Genomic DNA, 20,738 nt, shown 5'->3' with positions numbered 1-20,738 from the left:
TCCAGTATGTGTAATCAACGGTGTCTATACCAGCACCACCATCCATGTAATCATCATCACTGCCACCGCTGATTATATCGTTACCAGACCAACCTTTGAGGGTATCTTCGCCACTATCGCCGTAGATACTATCATTGCCAGAACCCGTCCAGATAAAATCATTGCCCTCATAACCAAAAGCCTTTACATCATCGGAAGTCAGTTGGTTGTAGTAGTCGTTGCCAGAAGTTCCGTTGTAAGTGAATACCATGAGAGATCATCCTTAATTAAAATAATTGTGAATGTTAACTAAGTAAGCTGTGTTGTTCGCACGCGTTATCAGCTTCTATATTTAAGTAATCAACATCATTCTGTAAGATTACGCAAAAAAAAAGTTTTTATAATCTACAACTATGTAAAAAAATATAAAGTAGGATAAAACCCTTTTACTTCTTGCACTTGCTTGATTCAAACTACAAATTTTGACACCGACCTAATGGGTGTTAGCTTTGTTTTAGCGGCAGGAAAAAGCGACCAACATGTATTTCATGGCGATCGCTATGAGATGTTTACTTAACTTCGCAAAAATAAAATATGAGTTCTATATATTGAGTAAGGGACTTCCAAATAAAAAAAACATCCCAAATTTTCTTGTGAGATGGACATCTTGCTCGTACCAGATTTAGGGCGGGCGAAACGCCCACCCCACAAGATGGATAATTTAGTTCTTGTCAGTCCCTAAGTAGACAGAAAAAACCAAAATATGTGATGCAACTTGCTCCCCTGTTCCCAATTTTCTACCGCATTCTCCAGCCGAGTTTTCCCAACTGTCTTTGGACTGGAAATTCTCATGCTAAAGCGATCGCACTCACATTCGATGATGGTCCCCATCCTCAATACACACCCGAAGTCTTGGCAGTGTTAGATCGTTACAAGATTACAGCGAGTTTTTTTTGGTTGGGTGTTTGCGTCAACCGTTCACCAGCCATTGCTAAAGCCGTTAGCGATCGCGGACACTGGATTGGATTGCATGGCTACGATCATCGCTCTTTTCCTATGCTTTCCCCAAACGACCTGAAGGACAGTTTAGAAAAAACCCAAATTGCCATTTATAAAGCCTGCAATCTGCAACCTGAACAAGTGCGAGATGTTCGCCCCCCCAATGGTTTCTTTACACCTGTTACTTTAAATTTGTTTTCTCAGTGGAATTACCGGCCAGTTATGTGGAGCGTTGTACCAGAAGACTGGGTGCGCCCAGGTGTCACCACAGTGGTAGAGCGAATTATGCAGCAAGTGAAAAATGGGTCAATAATTGTTTTGCATGATGGTGCTTGCGGTGGACAAGATGTTGCTGCGACAATTCAGATTCTTATTCCGCAACTGCTAGAACAAGGTTATAAGTTTGTAACTGTTGATACTCTATGGCAGCAAACTAAGACAACCCATTGATTGTTACACATTTCCAAAATAGGTGAAGTTAATAATTTGTTTTAAATCAGGCTTTCCCATAAATGATGCCAGAGCAGTTTTCGATTATTGACGTTCCCCTAGATGCCCCAGAGGCCGATGAAGATTTAGGAACCAAAGAAAAGTTCTGGTTTCGCCATCAGTATTTAGGTCGTTGTCTATTCAAGAAAGCTAGACCAAACACAGGAGAAGATTGGGCAGAAAAGATTGCAGCCGAGTTGTGCGAGTTACTAGGTTTACCCCATGCTGATTATGAACTGGCAATATTCAATGGGGAAAACGGTATTGTTTCACCCTCATTTTTGCCGCCTCAAGAAGGTGCAATTCTCATCCTTGGTAATGAAATTCTGGCTCGGCTAGTATCTAATTATCCACAAGATTCTAAAGACCTGTCCCAACACACAATTGATAATGTATTCAATGCGATCGGAGATGCTTCAGTTAATTTACCTATCGACTGGACACCACCAGAGAGAATTAGTCATGCGACAGAAACTTTTGTTGGGTATTTACTTTTAGACGCTTGGATCGGGAATAGCGATCGACACCATGAAAATTGGGCATTCATCAGTTTACAAGACAAGATTTATCTAGCACCAACCTATGACCATGCCTCCTGTCTCGGTAGGAACGAGCCTGATTCTAAAAGAAAAAACAGACTAACCACAAAAGACGCTGGCTTTTCTGTCCAAGCGTATGTAGAAAAATGCAATTCTGCGTTGTATGCTATAGTTGGTGATCAAAAAACTCTCAAGACTTTTAATGCATTTTGTGAAGCGCAACAACGGTATCCAGATGCAGCGAGAGTATGGTTGAATAATTTAGCAAGGGTGTCAAGCAATGATACGTTAGAGCTTTTTGAGCGTATTCCATCTAATCGCATATCGCAAACAGCAATTGAATTTGCACAGAAGATATTGGAATTAAATCAAAGTAAGCTGCTGAACACCCTACTATGAAAACACTTTTTTTAGCTTGGCAAGATCCTAATAGTCGTGTTTGGCTTCCCATTGGTCGCTTAAAATTTGACGGAAAAAAATATCAATTTGTATATACGCAAGGTGCTGTAAAAGCTCAAACTGAACATAATTTTCAGCTATTGTATTCCTTCCCAGACTTAAACAAAGAATACACATCAGTTGAACTGTTTCCCTTGTTTTCTAATCGATTAATGCGACGCTCTCGCCCTGACTACAAAAATTATATTGAATCGCTAAATATTCCCGAAGGTGAAGACGATCCAGTTAGCATTCTTTCTCGTAGTGGTGGACGCAAGGTAACAGATTATTTTGAAGTTTTCCCATGCCCAGAACCACATGAAAATGGTTTATACCACATCCATTTTTTTGCACATGGACTACGACACCTTCCTGCTTGTGCAACTGAACGGATTAATCAATTACAAACGGGTGAACTCTTATATTTAGCTAACGAATTTCAAAATCCCCATGACCCGCGTGCATTGCTCTTATGCACTGAGGATCATTACATCGTAGGTTATTGCCCTCGGTATATTGTGGATGATGTTTTTAAACTCAAGAACAAAAATTCAGAACTTGTAAAAGTACATGTTGAGCGCGTTAACCCAGTACCGACCCCTCTGCAACTGCGTTTATTGTTGAATATGACCGCAGAATGGCATGAAGATTTTCGCCCATTTTCTAGCCAGGAGTATCAGCCTTTGGTGGCTGATATCCCTGTGGCTTATACTAATTTCTAGAGTTGATGTGTAGCTAAAAAAGCTTCGACTTCAGCAGCAGTAGGTTGAGAAGCGATCGCACCTGCTTTAATAGTAGTCAGTGCCCCAACAGCACTGGCATAAGTAACAATGCGTTTTGCTGTTTCTGCATCCCGCAAGCTGTGGATACCATATTGACTCAGTTGATAGATGAATCCTGCCAAAAAGCTATCTCCTGCACCAGTTGTATCAACTACAGGGATGGAAAACGAGGGTAATTTGCCTTCGTTCTCACCCAGACAATAAGTGCAGCCGTTTTCCCCATCTGTCACCAGTACCCCCTCAATCGAAGCTAGACGATAAGTAATGGCTCCGGGATCTGCGGTTTCAAATAACCATTCAGCTTCTTCTTTGGAGAGTTTGAGGAAATCAACTCGATTAAATAATTCGGGAATTTTTTGATGGGCGATGTTTGGCTCCTTCCAAAATACAGGACGCCAGTTGACATCCAGCACAATTTTTAAGTCGTAATGTTCTGCTAACTCTAGAGCGCGATTGATTGCCTCTTCACTTTCAGGATAGGCTAATTCCAAAGTACCCAAAACTAGAAAATCTGCCTGTTGAAACAGCGAATCTGACAATTGTTTAGCTTGCAGGCGAGTATCGGCAAATTCTGCGGTATCGTACTGACCAAATCCGGCAAAGGTGCGATCGCCAGCCAGATCCCGTGTAACATAAACTTGCCGCGTTGGTGCTGTGGGATGGCGTTGTACTCCTGTCGTTTCTACACCTACATCTTGTAATAGCTTGACCAATTCATTCCCTGGTTCATCTTCGCCAACAGCTCCGATAAATCCCGCTGACATTCCTAGCTTGACTAAAGCACAGGCTACATTAGCTGGTGCCCCTCCTGGATAAGGAGTCCAAGATTTCACTTCTTCCAGCTTTAGCCCTAATTGATCGGCTAAACAATCAAATAAAATTTCACCAAGGCACAAAACACGGGGATTGCTCATCTCATTTTCAATTTTAGATTTTGATTTGGGATTAGGAATTTACAGTATAAAATCTACAATAGTTTTTGATAATCTGTCGCCAGTCCTTCATAGAATGAAATAGCAATTTTTACTACTCCTATAGCATATATATGCTTCTCATACTCGCTTATTTTAACTAAGTGCTTAGACAATATATTTATTAAAATAAGCTATATTTATTACATAAAGTTTCGCGTAGTTTATATTTTTGGCAACTTGAAATCCAAAGAAAATATTGACAATCATATTACTGCTAACACTTGAAACCCCTACCAAGAAAAGAATCTTCTAGAATTAGAAAGAGCGATTAAGTACATATACCAAGGGAGGATAGAAATAGTCATGGCTGGTGGCAAGTCTGAGACCCCCGTTAGTCTGTCAGACAGAGAACTGCAAATTATCGACCTAGTGGCCGCTGGCTTAACTAACCAAGAGATTGCAGGAAAACTGGAGATTAGCAAGCGTACAGTTGATAACCATATCAGTAATATTCTCACGAAGACTGAGACAGATAATCGAGTAGCCCTTGTCCGCTGGGCTTTACAGTGGGGCAAAGTCTGTTTGAATGATGTCAATTGCTGTACTCTACCTAACCAGATCGAATGAACAATTTACCAGTAGAAGCTTAATTGCTTTGGTCTAGTAAATTACAAGCCAATTTTGAGTTTTACTGATTGTTCTCCTCTTTACGCCTAAGTTTTCAGTGTGAACACTCTACCAAAAGTTCCGAGTCCATCACTCAGCCGGAGTTTATGTTAGTGGAGCCAGCTGACCCTCGGACTCGGAAACTAAAAAGATCAGAATTCCTTTCCAAGTTGACTGGGGATTGGGGACTGGAGAAGCAGGGGAGCAGGGGAGCAGCACTTCGGCTACGCTCAGTGACCGAGGAGCAGTTGCAGTAAGTCTTTCTCCTCTGCCCCTAGGTTACTGAGCGACTTGCTTGCCTTGTGCCGAGTGGAGCCGAGGTAGCAAAGTCGAAAGGAGCCGAAATGCTGCACCTCTGCCTCTTATGTCCACATACCGCAACTAAACAATCATCTACAAAAATTAGCAACAATTCAGTGGTGCAAGCGTTACATTTGAAAGAAATCTATGTTGTCCCATCGGCTTTGGGAGTAGTGTTTCAATGAATACTTCCGCTTCTTTTCAGGGTAGCTCGTCTCCCTTTGAATTTTTTAACTTTGATTTTACGATACCTCTATCTGAAAAGGTTCCCAGTCTGGAAGACCAATCTTCAGACTTTCCGCAAAACACACAAGATGCCGACTTACTCAGACAGCTATCATTTATTCCAGGGTTGAAAGAAATTTTGATGCTGCGGCAGGTTCATGCTTTAGAACATGCTACTGTTTGGGTTCTTAGCGAATCAAAAAGCCCCTATTCTGCTCCAGCAGAATTCACTAACGTTCAACTAGATAATGAACTATTAGGCGGTTTATCTACTGAGCAAGGATTCTACCTCTATGGTGAGGTAAATATTAGTGATTTGCGGCGTGCAGTTACACTTGCTCGACATCGCATCACCAGTGGAGAATGGGATTTGGCTGTACATCCCCGTTGTGGGACAAATTTATCAGTAGCAATGGTCTTAACGGCTGGACTAGCTATCGGTGTGCATCTGTTGCTACCATTTCGACCAATCGAGCAACTTATAGGTTTGGGATTAGCAGCAACGACGGCCGCGGAACTCGCACCAGATTTAGGTTCTATGGCACAGCGTTACCTAACAACTGCCATTCCTTTTAACCTAGCAATTGAAAATATTACCCGTACACGAGATGTTTGGGGGCGTGAGGCACATTTTGTTAAAGTGGGCTGGCAAGAATAAAGAGAGCAAGAAGATATGAGGAGGACAAAATAAAATTTTCTCCCCCATCTCTCCACACTCTCTACTTCCTACTCCCATACAAAAATTATGAGAAAACTTTATTTCTTACTTCCCGGTACAGATAGCAAATTTGCCTGTGGTGGTCTTTGGGCTGAGTTAAAAGCACTTAATCTAGCTCAGAATTTCTGTAGTGCTGAAGTTATAACTTACCGTCAACGGGAAAAAGATAAGCTTTTTATTGATGATTTGCTAAAAGAGCAAAATTTAAATGATGTAATTTTTGTGATCAGTTGGGGATTTGATATAGCTAAACTCGTGGCTAAACTTAAGCAATACAATGTTGTTTATCATGCACATAGTGCAGGTTATCGATTTAGGCTACCTGCAAGTATTCCAATCATCACTGTTAGCCGCTATACAATGGGATATTGGGGAGAAAAATCACCCAATTCTCTGATTTATTATTTGCCAAATCAAATTTCTGATGAGTTTCAAAATTTAGGATTGGAACGGGATATTGATGTTTTAGTTCAAGCTCGGAAGTCTTCTGAATATTTAATTAAAGAATTGATTCCGGCGTTGCAAAAACGTTGTAAAGTATTGGTTGTTGATTCTTATGTAGAGGATTTACCCGGACTATTCAACCGAGCTAAGGTTTACCTCTATGATTCTGCTGAGTACTGGGCACAACAGCGCGTTAGTGAAGGATTTGGTCTACAACCAATGGAAGCTCTTGCTTGTGGTTGTCAAGTATTTTCTAGTGTCAACGGTGGACTAGCCGATTACTTAGATCCTGGATTTAATTGTTATAAAATTGCTGGATATTCTCAAGAATATGATGTCCAACGAATTCTCAAGGTGATTGAATCTTCGGAAGTTTTTAGCTTATCCGAAGATTGTTTTGTTGAGCATCGGACTGAAAATATTATTAAGCGTTTCCAAGTTATTCTGGATGAGTTAAATGAGTTTTTTGATCACAAAATTCAGCAACCATCTAATATTAAGAGTTTGACGAAAATACGGATGGCGAAATTACTCGCTCAAAAGATATATGGGAAGCTGAAGAAGAAATATTTTAAGTAATAGAAACTAACCACAGAGGCGCACAGATCACAGAGAGAAGAGAGGAAATTGAATGAATCGGCGGTTATTAGTTACTGGGGGTGCCGGGTTTATTGGGGCGAATTTTGTCCATCATTGGTGTCAGGTTTATCCAGATGATCGCGTGGTGGTGTTGGATGCTCTTACATACGCGGGAAATCGTCTGAACTTGGCGCTGGTTGAGGGAAGAGAGAATTTTCGGTTTGTGCAGGGGGATATTTGCGATCGCACCATCATAGACAACCTATTATCAACGGAAAATATTGATACCATCGCTCATTTTGCCGCTGAATCTCATGTCGATCGTTCGATTCTTGGGCCGGCTGCTTTTGTGCAAACTAATGTGGTAGGAACTTTCACGCTGCTGGAAGCTTTTCGGCAACATTGGGAGGCGAAAGCACAGCCATCTGATTATCGTTTCCTGCACGTTTCTACTGATGAAGTCTACGGTAGCCTGGGCGCAGATGACGCAGCTTTTTGTGAAACGACAGCCTACGCTCCCAATAGTCCCTATTCAGCTTCAAAAGCGGGTAGCGATCATTTAGTGCGTGCTTATTATCATACTTATCAACTTCCAACCATTATCACAAATTGCTCTAATAATTATGGCCCTTATCAGTTTCCCGAAAAGCTAATTCCTCTGATGTGTATCAACACTTTGATCGGGAAACCATTACCTGTTTATGGTGATGGGAAAAATGTACGCGATTGGCTTTATGTGGGCGATCATTGCCGTGCTTTAGATGTAGTAATCAATCATGGTCTACCAGGAGAAACATACAATATAGGTGGCAACAATGAGGTGGAAAATATTAACCTAGTACAGCTTTTGTGCCAGTTGATGGATGAATTATCACCTGATTTACCTATACATCCAGCAAAGCAATTGATTACTTTTGTTAAAGATAGACAGGGACACGATCGCAGATATGCAATTAATGCAAACAAAATTAAAACTCAGCTTGGTTGGACGCCTTCAGTAACAATTACTGAGGGTTTACGTTTAACAGTTGAATGGTATCTCAATCATCGTGATTGGTGGGAACCTCTGCTGTCTGCGGAATATCAAGCTTACTATCGCAAAAATTATCTGTAACCTACAAACTCACATTCTGCATCTAATGCTCTGACAGTTTCTGTAGATAATGACTATCCTTGAATATAAGGGAATTAAATCAACGTAAATTGCCAGCAGGTGTAAGATGCTGCAACCAGAACAGATATTACAAGACCGTTATCAAATTCAACGGCAACTCGGCAACAATGGAATTCGCCAAACTTGGCAAGCATTGGATTTACAAGCCTCTGATGGCGAAAATTCTATCGTTGTGGTCAAACTTTTGGCCTTTGGCGGTACTGTACAGTGGGATGACCTGAAACTTTTTGAGAGGGAAGCACAAATTCTTAAGCAGCTAAATCATCCCCGCATCCCTCGATATATAGATTATTTTTGTATCGACGATCGCACACTTTGGTTTGCCTTAATCCAAGAATATATTCCTGGTGAGTCGCTTAAAGAAAAACTTGCTGCTGGCCAAAGGTTTAGTGAAAAGCGAGCGAGAAAAATTGCTGTTGAGGTTTTAAATATTCTCACCTATCTACATGAATTGAATCCTGGAGTGTTGCATAGAGATATTAAACCGAGTAATTTAATCTGGGGCGACGATAATCGGATTTATTTGGTTGATTTTGGCGCAGTTCAAGACAAAGCGGCAAGAGAAGGCGTTACTTTTACCGTTGTCGGTACTTATGGTTATGCCCCGATGGAACAATTTGGTGGTCGAGCTGTTGCGGCTTCAGACTTATATGCACTGGGAGCGACTTTGATTCATTTGCTCACTGGAACTTCCCCCTCTGATTTACCCCAGCAAGATTTGCGACTACAATTTACAGACCGAGTTAACTTGAGTCCCAGTTTTGTTAGTTGGCTACAAAAGTTGATAGAACCCGCTCCCGAACAAAGATTTACTAGTGCCAGTCAAGCATTGAATGCTCTCAAATCGGGACTGACTGTCAAATCTGCAAATAAGAATCAGCTTTTGCCGTTAAAAGAAATAATCAACAATTCTGGATGCGGGATCAATAATCACAATGAAACAGTCCCAGAAGAAATTATTGGTTGGAATTGGGGCGCTTTTCTGATGCCTTGGTTGTGGATGTGGCCGAATCAAGTATGGTATGGTTTATTCTGTTTTGTACCTAATGCTTGGTGGATAATGGCGATCGCACTCGGTGCAAAAGGCAATGAATGGGCTTGGAAAAGTAGGCAGTGGCGCAGTATTGAACAATTCAAAGCCCATCAGCGAGGTTGGGCGATCGCTGGGATTCTCCTGGGAGCGCCTATTAGTATTATGTTGTGGATTCGAGCGATCGCTTTACTCCAATCTGCATTTTAGTAGGGCATTGGGTATTGGGCATTGGTATTGTTTATTCTCCCCTGCCCCTCTGCCCCCTGCCCCTCTGCCCTCTGCCCCCTGCCCCCTGCCCCCTGCCCCTCTGCCCTCCCGCTTCCTTCTAACTACTAACTTGCGATTCAACTACACCTACGGGACAAGAAACATTTGTCCCTCCCAAACCACAATACCCGTTGGGATTTTTAGCCAGGTATTGCTGATGGTAAGCTTCAGCGTAGTAAAATTCCGGCGCATCCAAGATTTCTGTAGTAATCTTGCCATAACCTGCACTGTTGAGGGCTTGCTGATAAGCTTCCCGCGATGCTTCTGCTAGCTGCTTTTGATTTTCGGAATATACATAAATTCCCGAACGGTATTGAGTGCCAGCATCATTACCTTGGCGCATCCCTTGGGTAGGATTGTGGCTTTCCCAAAAGACTTTCAGCAATTCGGCATAACTAATCACTTTGGGATCAAACACAACCAACACCACTTCATTGTGACCGGTGCGCCCACTACATACCTCTTCATAAGTAGGGTTGGGTGTTAAACCAGCAGCATAACCGACTGCGGTAGTGTAAACTCCTTTAAGTTGCCAGAATTTGCGTTCTGCACCCCAAAAACAACCCAAACCAAAAATTGCCTTCTCTAATCCATCGGGAAAAGGAGGTTTTAAAGGATTCTTGTTGACATAATGAGCAGCGGGTACTGACATAGATTGTGCCCTTCCTGACAAAGCTTCTTCAGGTGTAGGCATAACTGACTTTTTGCCAAATCCGAATAGTCCCATTGATTTTGACTCTGATATATATCTTTACCTTATTTACTATTCTAAAGATTCTAGCGATCGCTTGGGCTGTAAGTATTAATACTTTGTTGATATTGAAGGTGCGCTTTCGCCGCATCAAAGGCAATTGTGCCAGTTGTGTAAGTCCTGTTAGCCTCAGAAGATAATTATGGATAAAATACCAAAAATTGACCGTCAAAGGGAGCATCAAGCGAATGAACGTACCTTTCTGGCTTGGCTACGCACTTCTATTGCATTGATTGGCTTTGGTTTTGCGATCGCCCGATTTGGCATATTTCTGCGCCAGTTGAATCTTGCTATTACCCAGCAAGAACCTCCATTACATCAATTATCCAACTCGGAAAATTTGGGTGTTGCTTTGGTAATTTGTGGAATTTCGACTATTGCCTTAGCTGCATGGCGATACAACCAAGTTTTCTGGCAAATTGAAGGAGGGAACTATAGACCAAATAGGTTAATGGTTTGGATCATGACTGGAGTAGTAATTATTTTGGGGCTTCTCTGTCTTCCTTTGCTCCTATGGCGCGATAAAGTACCTTCTCGTTCTCCGGTTCCAAGTCAACCACATTCCCGAAAGGGGAGTGTGTTGACTTTGTACCTTTTTAGGGGTCAAAAATTCATGCACAATCCTTTCCAATCTAAGAGGAGTAAAATTTGCAGTGGGAAAAGTTATTCTTCGCATTTATTAAGTAATGAGTAATAAGTAAATACCCATTACTCATTACTCATTACTCATTACTCATTACTCATCTAATTTGGGGCTGAATCGTCATACACTGATTTTGAACTAATGAAAGCGGTTGCCCTCAAAGAAACGATGAGCGAAAGTAAGATATCAGAGATATTAGAAACCTTCGAGGCAGACTTGCTGTCGGAGTGGACTCAAGAACTAGCCACTGTGAATATTCGGAGAGGCTTGATTAAAGAAGCACAGCTAAAGGAGGAGTGCCGGGAATTCCTTAGTTTGTTTCGGATTGCCGTTGGGCAGGGCAACTTTACCAATATTCAGACAGCGACATGGCAAGATATGCGGGAGATGCTCAACAGCATTTCTCGATCGCGATCGCAAAATGGTTTCACACCTTCAGAAACGGCTACATTCGTCTTTTCGTTCAAGCAACCCCTCTTCAACCGAATGCGTCAGCAATTGAAAGACCCCATTGAGTTGGGTGAAAATATCTGGCTAGCCACAAACTTACTCGATCAGCTAGGATTGCTGACCGTTGAAGTCTATCAAAAGGCGCGGGAAGAGTTGATTTTGCGGCAGCAGGAAGAGTTGATGGAACTGTCTACCCCAGTGGTTAAACTCTGGGAGGGAATTTTGGCATTGCCGATAATCGGTACTCTGGATAGTACCCGGACTCAAATGATTATGGAGTCGTTATTGCAGAAGATTGTCGAAACTGGTTCAGAAGTTGCCATTATTGATATTACTGGGGTTCCCACTGTCGATACCCTGACTGCTCAACATCTGCTCAAGACTATTACTGCCGCCCGTCTCATGGGAGCCGATTGTATGATCAGTGGCATTCGTCCTCAAATTGCCCAAACAATCGTCTATCTCGGTATTGATTTGACAAATATAGTCACAAAAGCAACCTTAGCCGATGCCTTTCTGACGGCGCTAAAACGGTTGGGAACGACCATTACCCGCTCTCAATCCAAATAGCTGGAAGAAAGCAATGGAACGCATTCCTATACTTAAAATGGGCAATTTTCTACTTGTGACAATCCAAGTAGATATGCACGATCACCTCGCCATGACGCTACAAGAAGACCTGACAAACCTGATCACTCAAACTCACACTCATGGTGTTCTGATCGATATTTCGGGATTAGAGATTGTTGATTCTTTCATTGGTAGGATTTTAGCCAACATTGCCAGAATATCAAGGGTGCTGGATACTGAGACTGTTGTCGTCGGGATGCAGCCTGCTGTGGCAATTACTCTAGTGGAATTGGGGCTATCGCTGACGGGTATTCGCACTGCCCTAAACGTTGAAAAGGGTATGGCATTGTTGCGATCGTCATTCAATGAAACCACAAATCAAATCACTGCCACTAAATGGGGTGCAGATGATGATGGAGAAGACTGAAACGATTAACATTCAATCTTCTATAGATGTAGTTTTAGTTCGGCAGTCTGTGCGCCAGCTGGCCGTGGAAATTGGCTTTAGCTTAGTAGACCAAACTAAAATTATCACCGCCGCCAGCGAGTTAGCCCGTAATACCCTAGACTACGGAGGGGGCGGCACAGTCAAGCTAGAAACGCTTCAGGAAGGGCGACGACGAGGACTCCGACTGACCTTTGAAGATCGGGGGCCGGGAATTTCCGATATCGAACTGGCGCTGAAGGATGGATTCACCACAGGCAACGGCTTAGGTATGGGGCTGGGTGGTGCCAAACGACTTGCCAACGAGTTTGAGATTCAGTCTGTGGTGGGAGAAGGAACACGGATAATAATTGTACGATGGAAATAAAATGAGAGAATCTGTCGCCGTCACAATTACTGAATCTAGCCAAACTGGGGAAGCTAGACGGGTAGCGATGGCTTTAGCAACTCGGCTCGGTTTTCAGGAAACAGAACGGGGCAAGGTTGGGATTGTGGTGACAGAAATTGCGAACAATCTGGTACAGCACGCCCACGGCGGAGTCGTGTTGCTGCGATCGCTCAAGGAAGATTCCAGAGTTGGCATTGAAATCTTATCGCTAGATAAAGGACGGGGAATGGTCGATGTGGATGAGTGTTTGCAAGATGGCTTTTCCACAGCCGGAACCTTGGGCAATGGTATGGGTGCAATTCGTCGCCTTTCTAGTTTATTGGAAATTTACTCCGTTCCCAGCCAAGGTACAGCCCTTCTTGCCCATATCTGGATAGACTCAGCACCCCATCAACCTGAGAAGATTTTAGAAATTGGAGCAATCTGTTTGCCCAAACAAGGAGAAGAGGTTTCAGGAGATACCTGGGCATCGGAAGTCGATTGTTGCCGTAGTCTGTTGTTAGTAGCTGATGGTTTAGGGCACGGGCCTGCGGCTGCGTCAGCAGCAGAAGCAGCCGTAAGAATCTTTCAAGAACATCATCATCGTTCTCCGGGTGCGATCATCGAAGCTGCCCACGCCGCCTTGCGAAGTACGCGAGGAGCAGTACTTGCCATTGCCGAAATCGACTTTGAACAACAGTCTGTCCGCTTTGCTGGCATTGGCAACATCGCTGCTAGCATTTTCTCCTTTACTGAGCATCGCCATCTGCTATCTCACAATGGCACGGTGGGACATGAAATCAGCAAAATTCAAGAGTTTAGCTATCCCTGGTATGCCAACGGAGTTTTAATTATGCATTCTGACGGATTAAGCGCTAAGTGGCAGATTGCTCGCTATCCAGGCTTGATGCAAAAACATCCCAGCCTGATTGCAGGTGTGCTATACCGAGACTTTTACCGAGAGCGGGACGATGTTACGGTGTTAGTTGCGAAAGGAATGGGTAGATAAATAATTCGTAATTCGTAATTCGTAATTCGTAATTAAAGGTATAAACCTTGAAGAAAGTGTAATTTTGAATTGGAGCGAAGCAACTTGACAATCCTTTTGGCGATCGCCATTCAGTACGAACAGGATGTTGTGCAAGCTCGGCAACGAACTCGTGAGATCGCCGAGCAGTTGGGCTTTGATGTGCAAGATCGGGCGCGATTGGCAACGGCAGTTTCCGAAATTGCCCGTAATGCCTTTCAATATGCCGAAGGTGGAACAGTTGAATTTTCTGTGGTAGGAGAGCCGCAAGCGTTTCTGATTCAGATTCAAGATCGGGGTGGGGGCATTCCTGATTTAGAGGACGTTTTGGCCGGACGCTACACCTCTGAGACGGGAGCGGGGCTAGGCATCATGGGCACTCGTCGGTTGATGGATTTGTTTGAGATTGAATCGCTGCCGGGACAGGGAACAACGGTAACAATCGGCAAAAGGTTGTCGAAACGCACACCTACTTTCACCGATTCGCAATTGCAGCAGATTCGAGAAACCATAATGGGGCGATCGCCTGAAAATCCCTATCAAGAAATTCAGCAGCAAAACCAAGAATTACTCCGGGCTATGGCAGAGCTACGGAAGCGCGAGGAAGAATTAAGCCAACTCAATCAAGAGTTGGAAGATACTAATCGTGGTGTAGTTGCCCTCTATGCAGAACTGGATGAGAAAGCCAGTTCTCTGCAACAGGTAAACGATCTAAAAACCCGCTTTCTCTCGAATATGAGTCACGAGTTTCGCACGCCGCTCAACTCGATTTTGTCCCTCTCTCGGATGCTGCTAGCCCGGATGGATGGGGATTTAACTATCGAGCAAGAAAAGCAGGTGACATTCATCCAAAAGGCGGCGAACGGATTATCAGAATTGGTCAATGATTTGCTGGATTTGGCAAAGGTGGAAGCTGGAAAAATTGAAGTGCGTCCCAGTTCCTTTGAAGTGAGTGATTTGTTTGCCACGCTGCGGGGGATGCTACGCCCATTATTGGTTCAAGGTTCCTCTGTCACCCTAATTGTCGAGGAAGCTGAAGGCATTCCACCGCTCTATAGCGATGAGGGCAAAATTGCTCAAATTCTCAGAAATTTTGTCTCAAATGCGCTGAAATTTACCGAGCGGGGAGAGGTGCGCGTCAGCGCTGTGCAAACGGGTCATACCATCACCTTCTCTGTATCTGATACGGGCATCGGCATTGCTCCCGGCGATGAAGAACGGATTTTTGAAGATTTTATGCAAATTGACTCCCCTCTGCAAAAGCAGGTAAAGGGAACCGGGTTAGGATTGCCGTTATCGCGCAAGCTAGCGGAACTACTTGGGGGCAGCATTTCGGTGAAAAGTCAGCTAGGTGAAGGCTCTACCTTTACAGCCTTGATTCCCATCGTCTACCCAAATGCCACCGAATTGACTACCGTACTGCAACCAATCGCATCAGTTGAGCTAACTCGCCTGCCCATTCTGGTGGTTGAAGATCATCCAGAAACCCTATTTATTTACGAAAAGCACCTTCAGGAATCAATCTATCAATTGATTGCTACCCGCACCTTAGCTCAGGCAAGGCTGGCCTTACAAAAACTTCGACCGACGGCTATTATACTAGATATTCTGCTGGAGGGGCAAAACGGCTGGACGTTCTTGCGAGAAATCAAAGGAGATGAAACAACCCGCACTATCCCTGTACTGGTTATTACCATCGTTGATAACGAAAAGCAAGCACTGGCGCTAGGAGCAAACGGTTTCCTAATTAAGCCGGTAGACAGATTGCCGCTGTTGAACAAACTTAATAGGCTAATTACTGAGAACAAGCCTCAAAAAGTCTTGTTAATTGACGATGACCCCGCCTATCGATATCTTGTGAAACAGTTGTTAATAAATACACCTTTGAGCATTTTAGAAGCCACGAATGGAAAAGAAGGATTAAATTTGGCACAACGGGAGCAGCCAAACGCCATCGTGCTGGACTTGGAGATGCCAGAGATCGACGGGTTTGATGTACTCAAGCAACTTAAAAACAATTCCGTCACTCAGTCGATTCCTGTGATTATTCACTCATCTGCTCAACTGGATGCAGAAGCGCAGAGCAGGTTAGCGGCGCAAAGTATAGCCATTGTTTCCAAAGAAATAGGCTCTCAAACTACGGCAATTGCCCAACTTCAAGATGCGCTTGTCAAAGCCGGACTTGTTCTAGAGGTTTCAGGGAAAAGTCATGTCTGAGCCACGGGTTACGATCCTGCATGTTGACGATAACGAAGCCAATCGTTACGTTGTTACCCGTATTTTGCAAAATGCAGGTTTTAGCGTCGTGGAAGCGGCAAATGGAGCAACAGGCTTAGAAGCTGTTGCAAAGTTTCAGCCTGACTTAGTAATTTTAGATGTCCAATTACCAGATATCAGCGGCTTTGAAGTCTGTCGCCAAATAAAGGCAAACCCGGAAACGGCTTTTATCCCTGTGCTACACCTTTCTGCAAGTTTTGTCCAAAGCCAGGATAAAGCAGAAGGCTTGGATAGTGGTGCCGATGCTTATCTGGTGCAACCTGTTGAACCAATTGAACTGCTTGCCACTTTGCGATCGCTGCTGCGAATTCGCCGAGCAGAGGAAGCTGCTTTGTCCTCAGCGCGAGAGTGGCAAACCACCTTTGACTCCATGAACGACGGCGTATCTCTGGTAGACCGAGAAGGGATAATTATACGCTGTAATCGAGCGATGATGCAGCTTTTTAACAAGCCCTCCCACGAAATCTTAGGTTATGCCCACAATGAACTGATGGGCGCAAAATTGGGAATCGGCGATGGCACTTGTTTTCGCCGTGCGAAACAAAGTCACCAACGGGAAATTCTCGAATTCCAGTTCCAAGAACGCTGGTTTGCCAAAACTATTGACCCGGTACTTGATGGGGATGGGACTCTCACCGGCGCAGTTTTTATTCTGTCAGATATCACCGAACGTAAGCGAGCAGAAGCATTGCTGAAAGAGCAAAACGATCGCCTCAATCAACTGATGATTTCTTTGCAGCAACAGACTGAACAAGCGGAGCAAGCTAACCGCATCAAAGATGAGTTTCTAGCAGTGCTGTCTCATGAATTGCGATCGCCCCTAAATCCAATTCTGGGTTGGGCAAGAATTCTCCAAAAGAGTCATCAGGATGCAGCCAAAACTCAGTACGCTCTCGAATCCATTGAGCGCAACGCGAAACTGCAAGCACAACTAATCGAAGATTTGCTCGATGTGTCGCGTATTCTCCAAGGAAAGTTGAATTTAAACACAGTTCCAGTCGGTCTAAATTCTACCATCAAAGCTGCCCTTGAAACCGTGCGGCTGGCTGCTGAAGCTAAATCTATTCAGATTCAAACAATATTTGAACCGAATGTTGGGCCAGTGTTGGGTGATTCTGGTCGTTTGCAACAAGTTGTTTGGAATCTACTTTCTAACGCGATTAAATTTACCTCACCCGGTGGTCGAGTAGAGGTGCGGTTAGAAACAATCAAGGATGAAGTAGATACTCTTGCTGCGGAATATACTCAAATTATTGTCAGCGACAATGGTAGGGGCATCTCTGCTGAGTTTCTGCCCTACGTCTTTGACTACTTCCGCCAAGCCGATGGGACAACGACACGAAAATTTGGCGGGTTGGGGTTAGGGTTAGCGATCGTGCGTCATTTGGTTGAATTGCACGGCGGAACTGTTCACGCAGACAGTCCTGGAGAAGGGCAAGGAGCAGTATTTAAAGTTAAACTGCCACTGATCGCTACTTCAACATTGAATCAAATTAATACAGCCGATCGCGATCGCTCAGATTTAAATCTCAATGGATTGCAAACGCTGGTTGTAGACGATGATAGAGATTCGCGGGAGTTTATTGCCTTTGTGCTAGAACAGTACGGGGCACAAGTGACTGAAGCAGACTCAGCACATGATGCTCTGAGCAATTTGATGCAAGCAAAATTTGATTTGTTAATTAGTGATATTGGTATGCCCGATATGGATGGCTACACCCTAATTCGTCAAATTAGAAAGCAGTCACCCGATCAAGGCGGAGAAATTCCAGCGATCGCCCTGACTGCCTATGCGGGAGAAATTGATCGACAACAAGCACTAGCTGCCGGATTTCAACATCATATTTCTAAACCAATTGAGCTAGAAGTATTAATACAGGCTATTTTGACGATAGTAACGGTTTAGCAACCTGAATTTTTTGATTGGGGAACTCCAAGAAATAAATTATCCAATATTGTGGAGTGGGCAACATGAGCGCCCTATGGACTGGGCTATCGTGTCGCCACTGGTGTCTACTTTTGCCAAAAATAGCGTACTGATTGGGTGTTGTTCACCCGCCAGGGATTGTAAATCCCTGACTAATTGCTCAAGTCTACTGAAGTAGACTGAAAATTTTTGCGCTCTAAGAGGTTGTTTGAAAAGTGTTTCGCTGTGACTTTAGGCACTTTTAGATCCCCCTAAATCCCCCTTAAAAAGGGGGACTTTGATTCTGGTTCCCCCCTTTTTTAAGGAGGGTTAGGGGGGATCTAAAACTATTTGATACCGAAAAAAGGACTTTTCAAACATCCTCTAAAGTCCTCTTCAGAGGACTTTAGCTATGAGACAGGGATTTACAATCCCTGGCGGACGTGCGGTTTCGCGTTAAGTTGACACCAATGGCGAGACGCCCACCCCACAATAAATAGTTGTATATTTTTTTATTTGGAAGTCCCTTGCTATCAGTTACAGTAGGGTATATAAATAAACTCAATTAACATTAGCCTCAGAAATAACCGTCACACAAGCATTCACTAAGGGTAACAGCGGCCCTAATTGTTCTTGTCCATTCACGGCTAAATCGCTGTGACACAAATAAACTCTCTCGGATACACGAGAGAGTAAATCTGTCAAAATTCTTTGCAGTCGTTGTTCTTCTGCCAATTTCTCATCTTCTGCTGTCCAAGGTTCGCCTAATCTATCTCGCAGAAAAAACGGCGCACCGAACAAAGTTGCTGCACCACCTTTCGCCCACAGGGGTGAACCAGCATCTAGCCAAAAATGCCATCGGTGCGATCGCCTACTAGATCGATATTGAAATATAGTTGCTAAGGTGACAGCTTTTCTCGCTCCACCAATGGGACGCACCGGGTAAGCGTTGGCGGTAATCGTACCACGCCGCAGTAGTTGAATGAATTCAATAATAGTTGTATGAGGCGTTGTCTCAGTTGGGGTAATTTGTCGTAATCTAGTGTCAATTTCCCAGTAGTGTTGGGCGGTTTCTAATAATTCCCGCAATGCTGCTAGTTGTTCGTAGGGGAGATTACTACCATTCCATAAAAAGCGCTGAATTGCTCTATCTAACAGAGAAATAGGACTGGGAATTAATCGCAGTTCTTGTTGCGATCGCTGCTGTTCTAACCACTCTAATATCTCATTATAGGCTGTGGTTGCTGCATAGCCGATTCGATCCCAACGCTCGAAGACTGATACTGGTAGCAAGTTGGGGCGATCGGGATGGGGTACAAAGCAGTAATCTGCAATTAAACCAGCACGTACCGGATCAATGTGAGTGCTGAGTGAGGAGTTAGGAGTTAGGAGTGTGGGGTTTTCTGGTGGTTGTTGTTTCCTACTCAATACGACTAGCATTTCTGCGACGGCATCCCGATCTACGAGGCGTCCCAAGCCGGGATAAACTAGTGCCAGCATGGTGAGTAAGGCGCGAATGACGGGCGAACTAATTAAGGGACGTTGGTCATTGAGCGATTCTACTGGGATATTTTGTTTAATCAGGATTTCTACTAGAGTATAACGAGCGATCGCATCTAAACCTGGTGCAATAATCGCCACTTCTTCCGGTTGCACTTGCTGCGATTGGATGGCATTAGCAATTTCCTCTGCTGTTTGCCGCAATAATTGGGCGCGGGAGGTGGTTTGAATTGAATACACCGTTTTTGGTAAACTCAACATTACCATCGGTTCTGTGACTAATTCCACCATCTGTTTAGTCAGTTGCTCGCTCAGAGACTCTGGAGGCGGCCCATTCAAGATTTCTACCCGACAATGCTCTGATAACCTTTCTAGATAGCTGGGGTCTGCTCCCAATCCCAATCGCACCGCACCGTCAGGATTATAGCTAAACGCGCCAACTGCACCTCGATCTAATAGCAACTCAAACAAAAGACGCGCTACGCTAGGATAGTCATCGACATCATCCGCTAGTACTGCCTGATAGCGTTTAGTTAGGTGCTGTTGGTAGTTGCGATCGCTCAATAAATGCTGACTATAAAGTTCGGTAATAATCCCATAAGTCAGTAAACCCCTCTCTAAACACCAATTACGCCAATCTAGCAGCAAAGATGCTAAAAATTCCGGCTCTAAAGTTGTGGTATTTTCCCCTAGACCCTTGGCTAAAATCTGGGCAATATCTTCACAAGGTATACCACTGTAAGCTGCTAATTGTAATAAGTCCAAGATGCGACGCACCAAGCGAGATTCATTCACTCCCGCCAGACGTAAAATTTCTTCGTCTAATTGCGGACGCCAAAGTTTGGTTGCTAACTCTTGTTCGGTTTCTGGTCGCAATCTTACCGGAAACTGTGCTTTCAGGTTCAATGAGTTAATCAGCAACGGCCAAAATAAAATGACTTCATCCTGAAAAAAACCTAGTGGCGTCTTGGCACGAACCGGATATTTACCCAAGGTGGAGGTAACAATTATATCTCCTAATTCTCGACGATTATCATCATTGGCAGCTAAAACTAAAACACCCGGCTCTGTTTGCTTGAGATATAAAAATTCGGGTACATGACCAGTTTTTTTACGTCCTGTTTTTTTCGTATAAAATGATTCAGTATATTGTTTTTCTGATGTTACCCAATTACAAAATTGCTCTACCAAGCGAGCTGTCTTACCACTGCGGCTAGTGCCAACAATCCAAACCGAATGAGAAACCACAAACTTTC

At 43.8% G+C, this 20,738-nt stretch carries 20 protein-coding genes; 15 read left to right on the top strand and 5 right to left on the bottom strand.

Going from position 1 to position 20,738, the window contains the following annotated elements:
* Window positions 1-250, bottom strand: a 250-nt coding sequence (locus tag RMX69_RS05065) for a calcium-binding protein (RefSeq protein ID WP_416211617.1), incomplete at its 3' end; no start/stop codon positions are given.
* Between the two features lie 497 nt (window positions 251-747).
* Between RMX69_RS05065 and RMX69_RS05060 the strand changes: the two genes are divergently transcribed.
* The 3 genes from RMX69_RS05060 to RMX69_RS05050 all read left to right on the top strand — a co-directional run bounded on the left by RMX69_RS05060 (window position 748) and on the right by RMX69_RS05050 (window position 3,166).
* On the top strand, window positions 748-1,428 hold the full coding sequence (locus tag RMX69_RS05060; protein WP_322636701.1) for a polysaccharide deacetylase family protein: 681 nt from the start codon (window positions 748-750) through the stop codon (window positions 1,426-1,428).
* 62 nt (window positions 1,429-1,490) lie between these two features.
* Entirely contained in the window at window positions 1,491-2,405 is a 915-nt protein-coding gene (locus RMX69_RS05055; RefSeq protein ID WP_289797756.1) for a HipA-like protein, read from the top strand.
* A complete protein-coding gene (locus RMX69_RS05050) occupies window positions 2,402-3,166 on the top strand; it encodes an HIRAN domain-containing protein (protein ID WP_289797755.1) in 765 nt (254 codons plus the stop codon). Before RMX69_RS05055 ends, RMX69_RS05050 begins: the two co-directional genes overlap by 4 nt.
* Here the strand turns inward: RMX69_RS05050 and RMX69_RS05045 are convergent.
* On the bottom strand, window positions 3,163-4,140 hold the full coding sequence (locus RMX69_RS05045) for a carbohydrate kinase family protein (protein WP_289797754.1): 978 nt from the start codon (window positions 4,138-4,140) through the stop codon (window positions 3,163-3,165). The two genes, RMX69_RS05050 and RMX69_RS05045, sit on opposite strands and share 4 nt — an antisense overlap.
* A gap of 363 nt (window positions 4,141-4,503) precedes the next feature.
* Between RMX69_RS05045 and RMX69_RS05040 the strand changes: the two genes are divergently transcribed.
* From RMX69_RS05040 to RMX69_RS05020, 5 genes are all read left to right on the top strand, one after another.
* Entirely contained in the window at window positions 4,504-4,767 is a 264-nt protein-coding gene (locus tag RMX69_RS05040) for a helix-turn-helix domain-containing protein (protein ID WP_099103136.1), read from the top strand.
* A 520-nt stretch (window positions 4,768-5,287) separates the two neighbouring features.
* Complete coding sequence (locus tag RMX69_RS05035; RefSeq protein ID WP_289797753.1) at window positions 5,288-5,989, top strand: DUF6391 domain-containing protein; 702 nt, start codon at window positions 5,288-5,290, stop codon at window positions 5,987-5,989.
* Window positions 5,990-6,076: 87 nt separating this feature from the next.
* The gene (locus tag RMX69_RS05030; RefSeq protein WP_289797752.1) at window positions 6,077-7,072 is read left to right on the top strand and encodes a glycosyltransferase; all 996 of its coding nucleotides are present in this window, start codon (window positions 6,077-6,079) and stop codon (window positions 7,070-7,072) included.
* Window positions 7,073-7,124: 52 nt separating this feature from the next.
* Complete coding sequence (rfbB, locus tag RMX69_RS05025) at window positions 7,125-8,186, top strand: dTDP-glucose 4,6-dehydratase (RefSeq protein ID WP_289797751.1); 1,062 nt, start codon at window positions 7,125-7,127, stop codon at window positions 8,184-8,186.
* A gap of 106 nt (window positions 8,187-8,292) precedes the next feature.
* Window positions 8,293-9,486 (top strand): serine/threonine-protein kinase, encoded by a 1,194-nt coding sequence (locus tag RMX69_RS05020; RefSeq protein ID WP_322636700.1) that lies wholly within the window; start codon window positions 8,293-8,295, stop codon window positions 9,484-9,486.
* A 118-nt stretch (window positions 9,487-9,604) separates the two neighbouring features.
* On the opposite strand, the gene msrA is transcribed toward RMX69_RS05020, so the two are convergent.
* Window positions 9,605-10,273, bottom strand: a complete 669-nt coding sequence (gene msrA, locus RMX69_RS05015) for a peptide-methionine (S)-S-oxide reductase MsrA (RefSeq protein WP_289797749.1) — start codon at window positions 10,271-10,273, stop codon at window positions 9,605-9,607.
* On the bottom strand, window positions 10,227-10,388 hold the full coding sequence (locus RMX69_RS05010; RefSeq protein ID WP_322636813.1) for a hypothetical protein: 162 nt from the start codon (window positions 10,386-10,388) through the stop codon (window positions 10,227-10,229). Before RMX69_RS05010 ends, msrA begins: the two co-directional genes overlap by 47 nt.
* 51 nt (window positions 10,389-10,439) lie before the next feature.
* On the opposite strand from RMX69_RS05010, the gene RMX69_RS05005 reads away from it, so the two are divergent.
* The 7 genes from RMX69_RS05005 (at window position 10,440) to RMX69_RS04975 (ending at window position 17,982) form a co-directional block, all read left to right on the top strand.
* A complete protein-coding gene (locus tag RMX69_RS05005; RefSeq protein WP_409878997.1) occupies window positions 10,440-10,991 on the top strand; it encodes a YidH family protein in 552 nt (183 codons plus the stop codon).
* A 90-nt stretch (window positions 10,992-11,081) separates the two neighbouring features.
* Complete coding sequence (locus RMX69_RS05000) at window positions 11,082-11,960, top strand: STAS domain-containing protein (RefSeq protein WP_322636699.1); 879 nt, start codon at window positions 11,082-11,084, stop codon at window positions 11,958-11,960.
* A gap of 13 nt (window positions 11,961-11,973) precedes the next feature.
* Complete coding sequence (locus RMX69_RS04995) at window positions 11,974-12,387, top strand: STAS domain-containing protein (protein WP_289797747.1); 414 nt, start codon at window positions 11,974-11,976, stop codon at window positions 12,385-12,387.
* Entirely contained in the window at window positions 12,326-12,772 is a 447-nt protein-coding gene (locus tag RMX69_RS04990) for an anti-sigma regulatory factor (RefSeq protein WP_322636698.1), read from the top strand. The genes RMX69_RS04995 and RMX69_RS04990 overlap by 62 nt, the downstream gene beginning before the upstream one ends.
* A gap of 1 nt (window position 12,773) precedes the next feature.
* On the top strand, window positions 12,774-13,781 hold the full coding sequence (locus RMX69_RS04985; RefSeq protein ID WP_322636697.1) for an ATP-binding SpoIIE family protein phosphatase: 1,008 nt from the start codon (window positions 12,774-12,776) through the stop codon (window positions 13,779-13,781).
* Window positions 13,782-13,865: 84 nt separating this feature from the next.
* The gene (locus RMX69_RS04980; RefSeq protein ID WP_322636696.1) at window positions 13,866-16,016 is read left to right on the top strand and encodes an ATP-binding protein; all 2,151 of its coding nucleotides are present in this window, start codon (window positions 13,866-13,868) and stop codon (window positions 16,014-16,016) included.
* Entirely contained in the window at window positions 16,009-17,982 is a 1,974-nt protein-coding gene (locus tag RMX69_RS04975) for a response regulator (protein WP_322636695.1), read from the top strand. Before RMX69_RS04980 ends, RMX69_RS04975 begins: the two co-directional genes overlap by 8 nt.
* A gap of 561 nt (window positions 17,983-18,543) precedes the next feature.
* Here the strand turns inward: RMX69_RS04975 and RMX69_RS04970 are convergent.
* Entirely contained in the window at window positions 18,544-20,730 is a 2,187-nt protein-coding gene (locus RMX69_RS04970) for a recombinase family protein (protein ID WP_322636694.1), read from the bottom strand.
* Between the last annotated feature and the right edge of the window lie 8 nt (window positions 20,731-20,738).

The organism is Nostoc sp. EspVER01 (assembly GCF_034530635.1).
GTDB lineage: Bacteria > Cyanobacteriota > Cyanobacteriia > Cyanobacteriales > Nostocaceae > Nostoc.
Note: the sequence above shows the minus strand (reverse complement) of the source record. Positions and strands in the feature narration are given on the sequence as shown.

Bases quoted from the DNA above. Each gene is read 5' to 3' on its own strand.
- RMX69_RS05060 (WP_322636701.1), top strand. From the start codon at position 748: ATGCAACTTGCTCCCCTGTTCCCAATTTTCTACCGCATTCTCCAGCCG.
- RMX69_RS05055 (WP_289797756.1), top strand. From the start codon at position 1,491: ATGATGCCAGAGCAGTTTTCGATTATTGACGTTCCCCTAGATGCCCCA.
- RMX69_RS05050 (WP_289797755.1), top strand. From the start codon at position 2,402: ATGAAAACACTTTTTTTAGCTTGGCAAGATCCTAATAGTCGTGTTTGG.
- RMX69_RS05045 (WP_289797754.1), bottom strand. From the start codon at position 4,140: ATGAGCAATCCCCGTGTTTTGTGCCTTGGTGAAATTTTATTTGATTGT.
- RMX69_RS05040 (WP_099103136.1), top strand. From the start codon at position 4,504: ATGGCTGGTGGCAAGTCTGAGACCCCCGTTAGTCTGTCAGACAGAGAA.
- RMX69_RS05035 (WP_289797753.1), top strand. From the start codon at position 5,288: ATGAATACTTCCGCTTCTTTTCAGGGTAGCTCGTCTCCCTTTGAATTT.
- RMX69_RS05030 (WP_289797752.1), top strand. From the start codon at position 6,077: ATGAGAAAACTTTATTTCTTACTTCCCGGTACAGATAGCAAATTTGCC.
- rfbB (WP_289797751.1), top strand. From the start codon at position 7,125: ATGAATCGGCGGTTATTAGTTACTGGGGGTGCCGGGTTTATTGGGGCG.
- RMX69_RS05020 (WP_322636700.1), top strand. From the start codon at position 8,293: ATGCTGCAACCAGAACAGATATTACAAGACCGTTATCAAATTCAACGG.
- msrA (WP_289797749.1), bottom strand. From the start codon at position 10,273: ATGGGACTATTCGGATTTGGCAAAAAGTCAGTTATGCCTACACCTGAA.
- RMX69_RS05010 (WP_322636813.1), bottom strand. From the start codon at position 10,388: ATGCGGCGAAAGCGCACCTTCAATATCAACAAAGTATTAATACTTACA.
- RMX69_RS05005 (WP_409878997.1), top strand. From the start codon at position 10,440: ATGGATAAAATACCAAAAATTGACCGTCAAAGGGAGCATCAAGCGAAT.
- RMX69_RS05000 (WP_322636699.1), top strand. From the start codon at position 11,082: ATGAAAGCGGTTGCCCTCAAAGAAACGATGAGCGAAAGTAAGATATCA.
- RMX69_RS04995 (WP_289797747.1), top strand. From the start codon at position 11,974: ATGGAACGCATTCCTATACTTAAAATGGGCAATTTTCTACTTGTGACA.
- RMX69_RS04990 (WP_322636698.1), top strand. From the start codon at position 12,326: ATGAAACCACAAATCAAATCACTGCCACTAAATGGGGTGCAGATGATG.
- RMX69_RS04985 (WP_322636697.1), top strand. From the start codon at position 12,774: ATGAGAGAATCTGTCGCCGTCACAATTACTGAATCTAGCCAAACTGGG.
- RMX69_RS04975 (WP_322636695.1), top strand. From the start codon at position 16,009: ATGTCTGAGCCACGGGTTACGATCCTGCATGTTGACGATAACGAAGCC.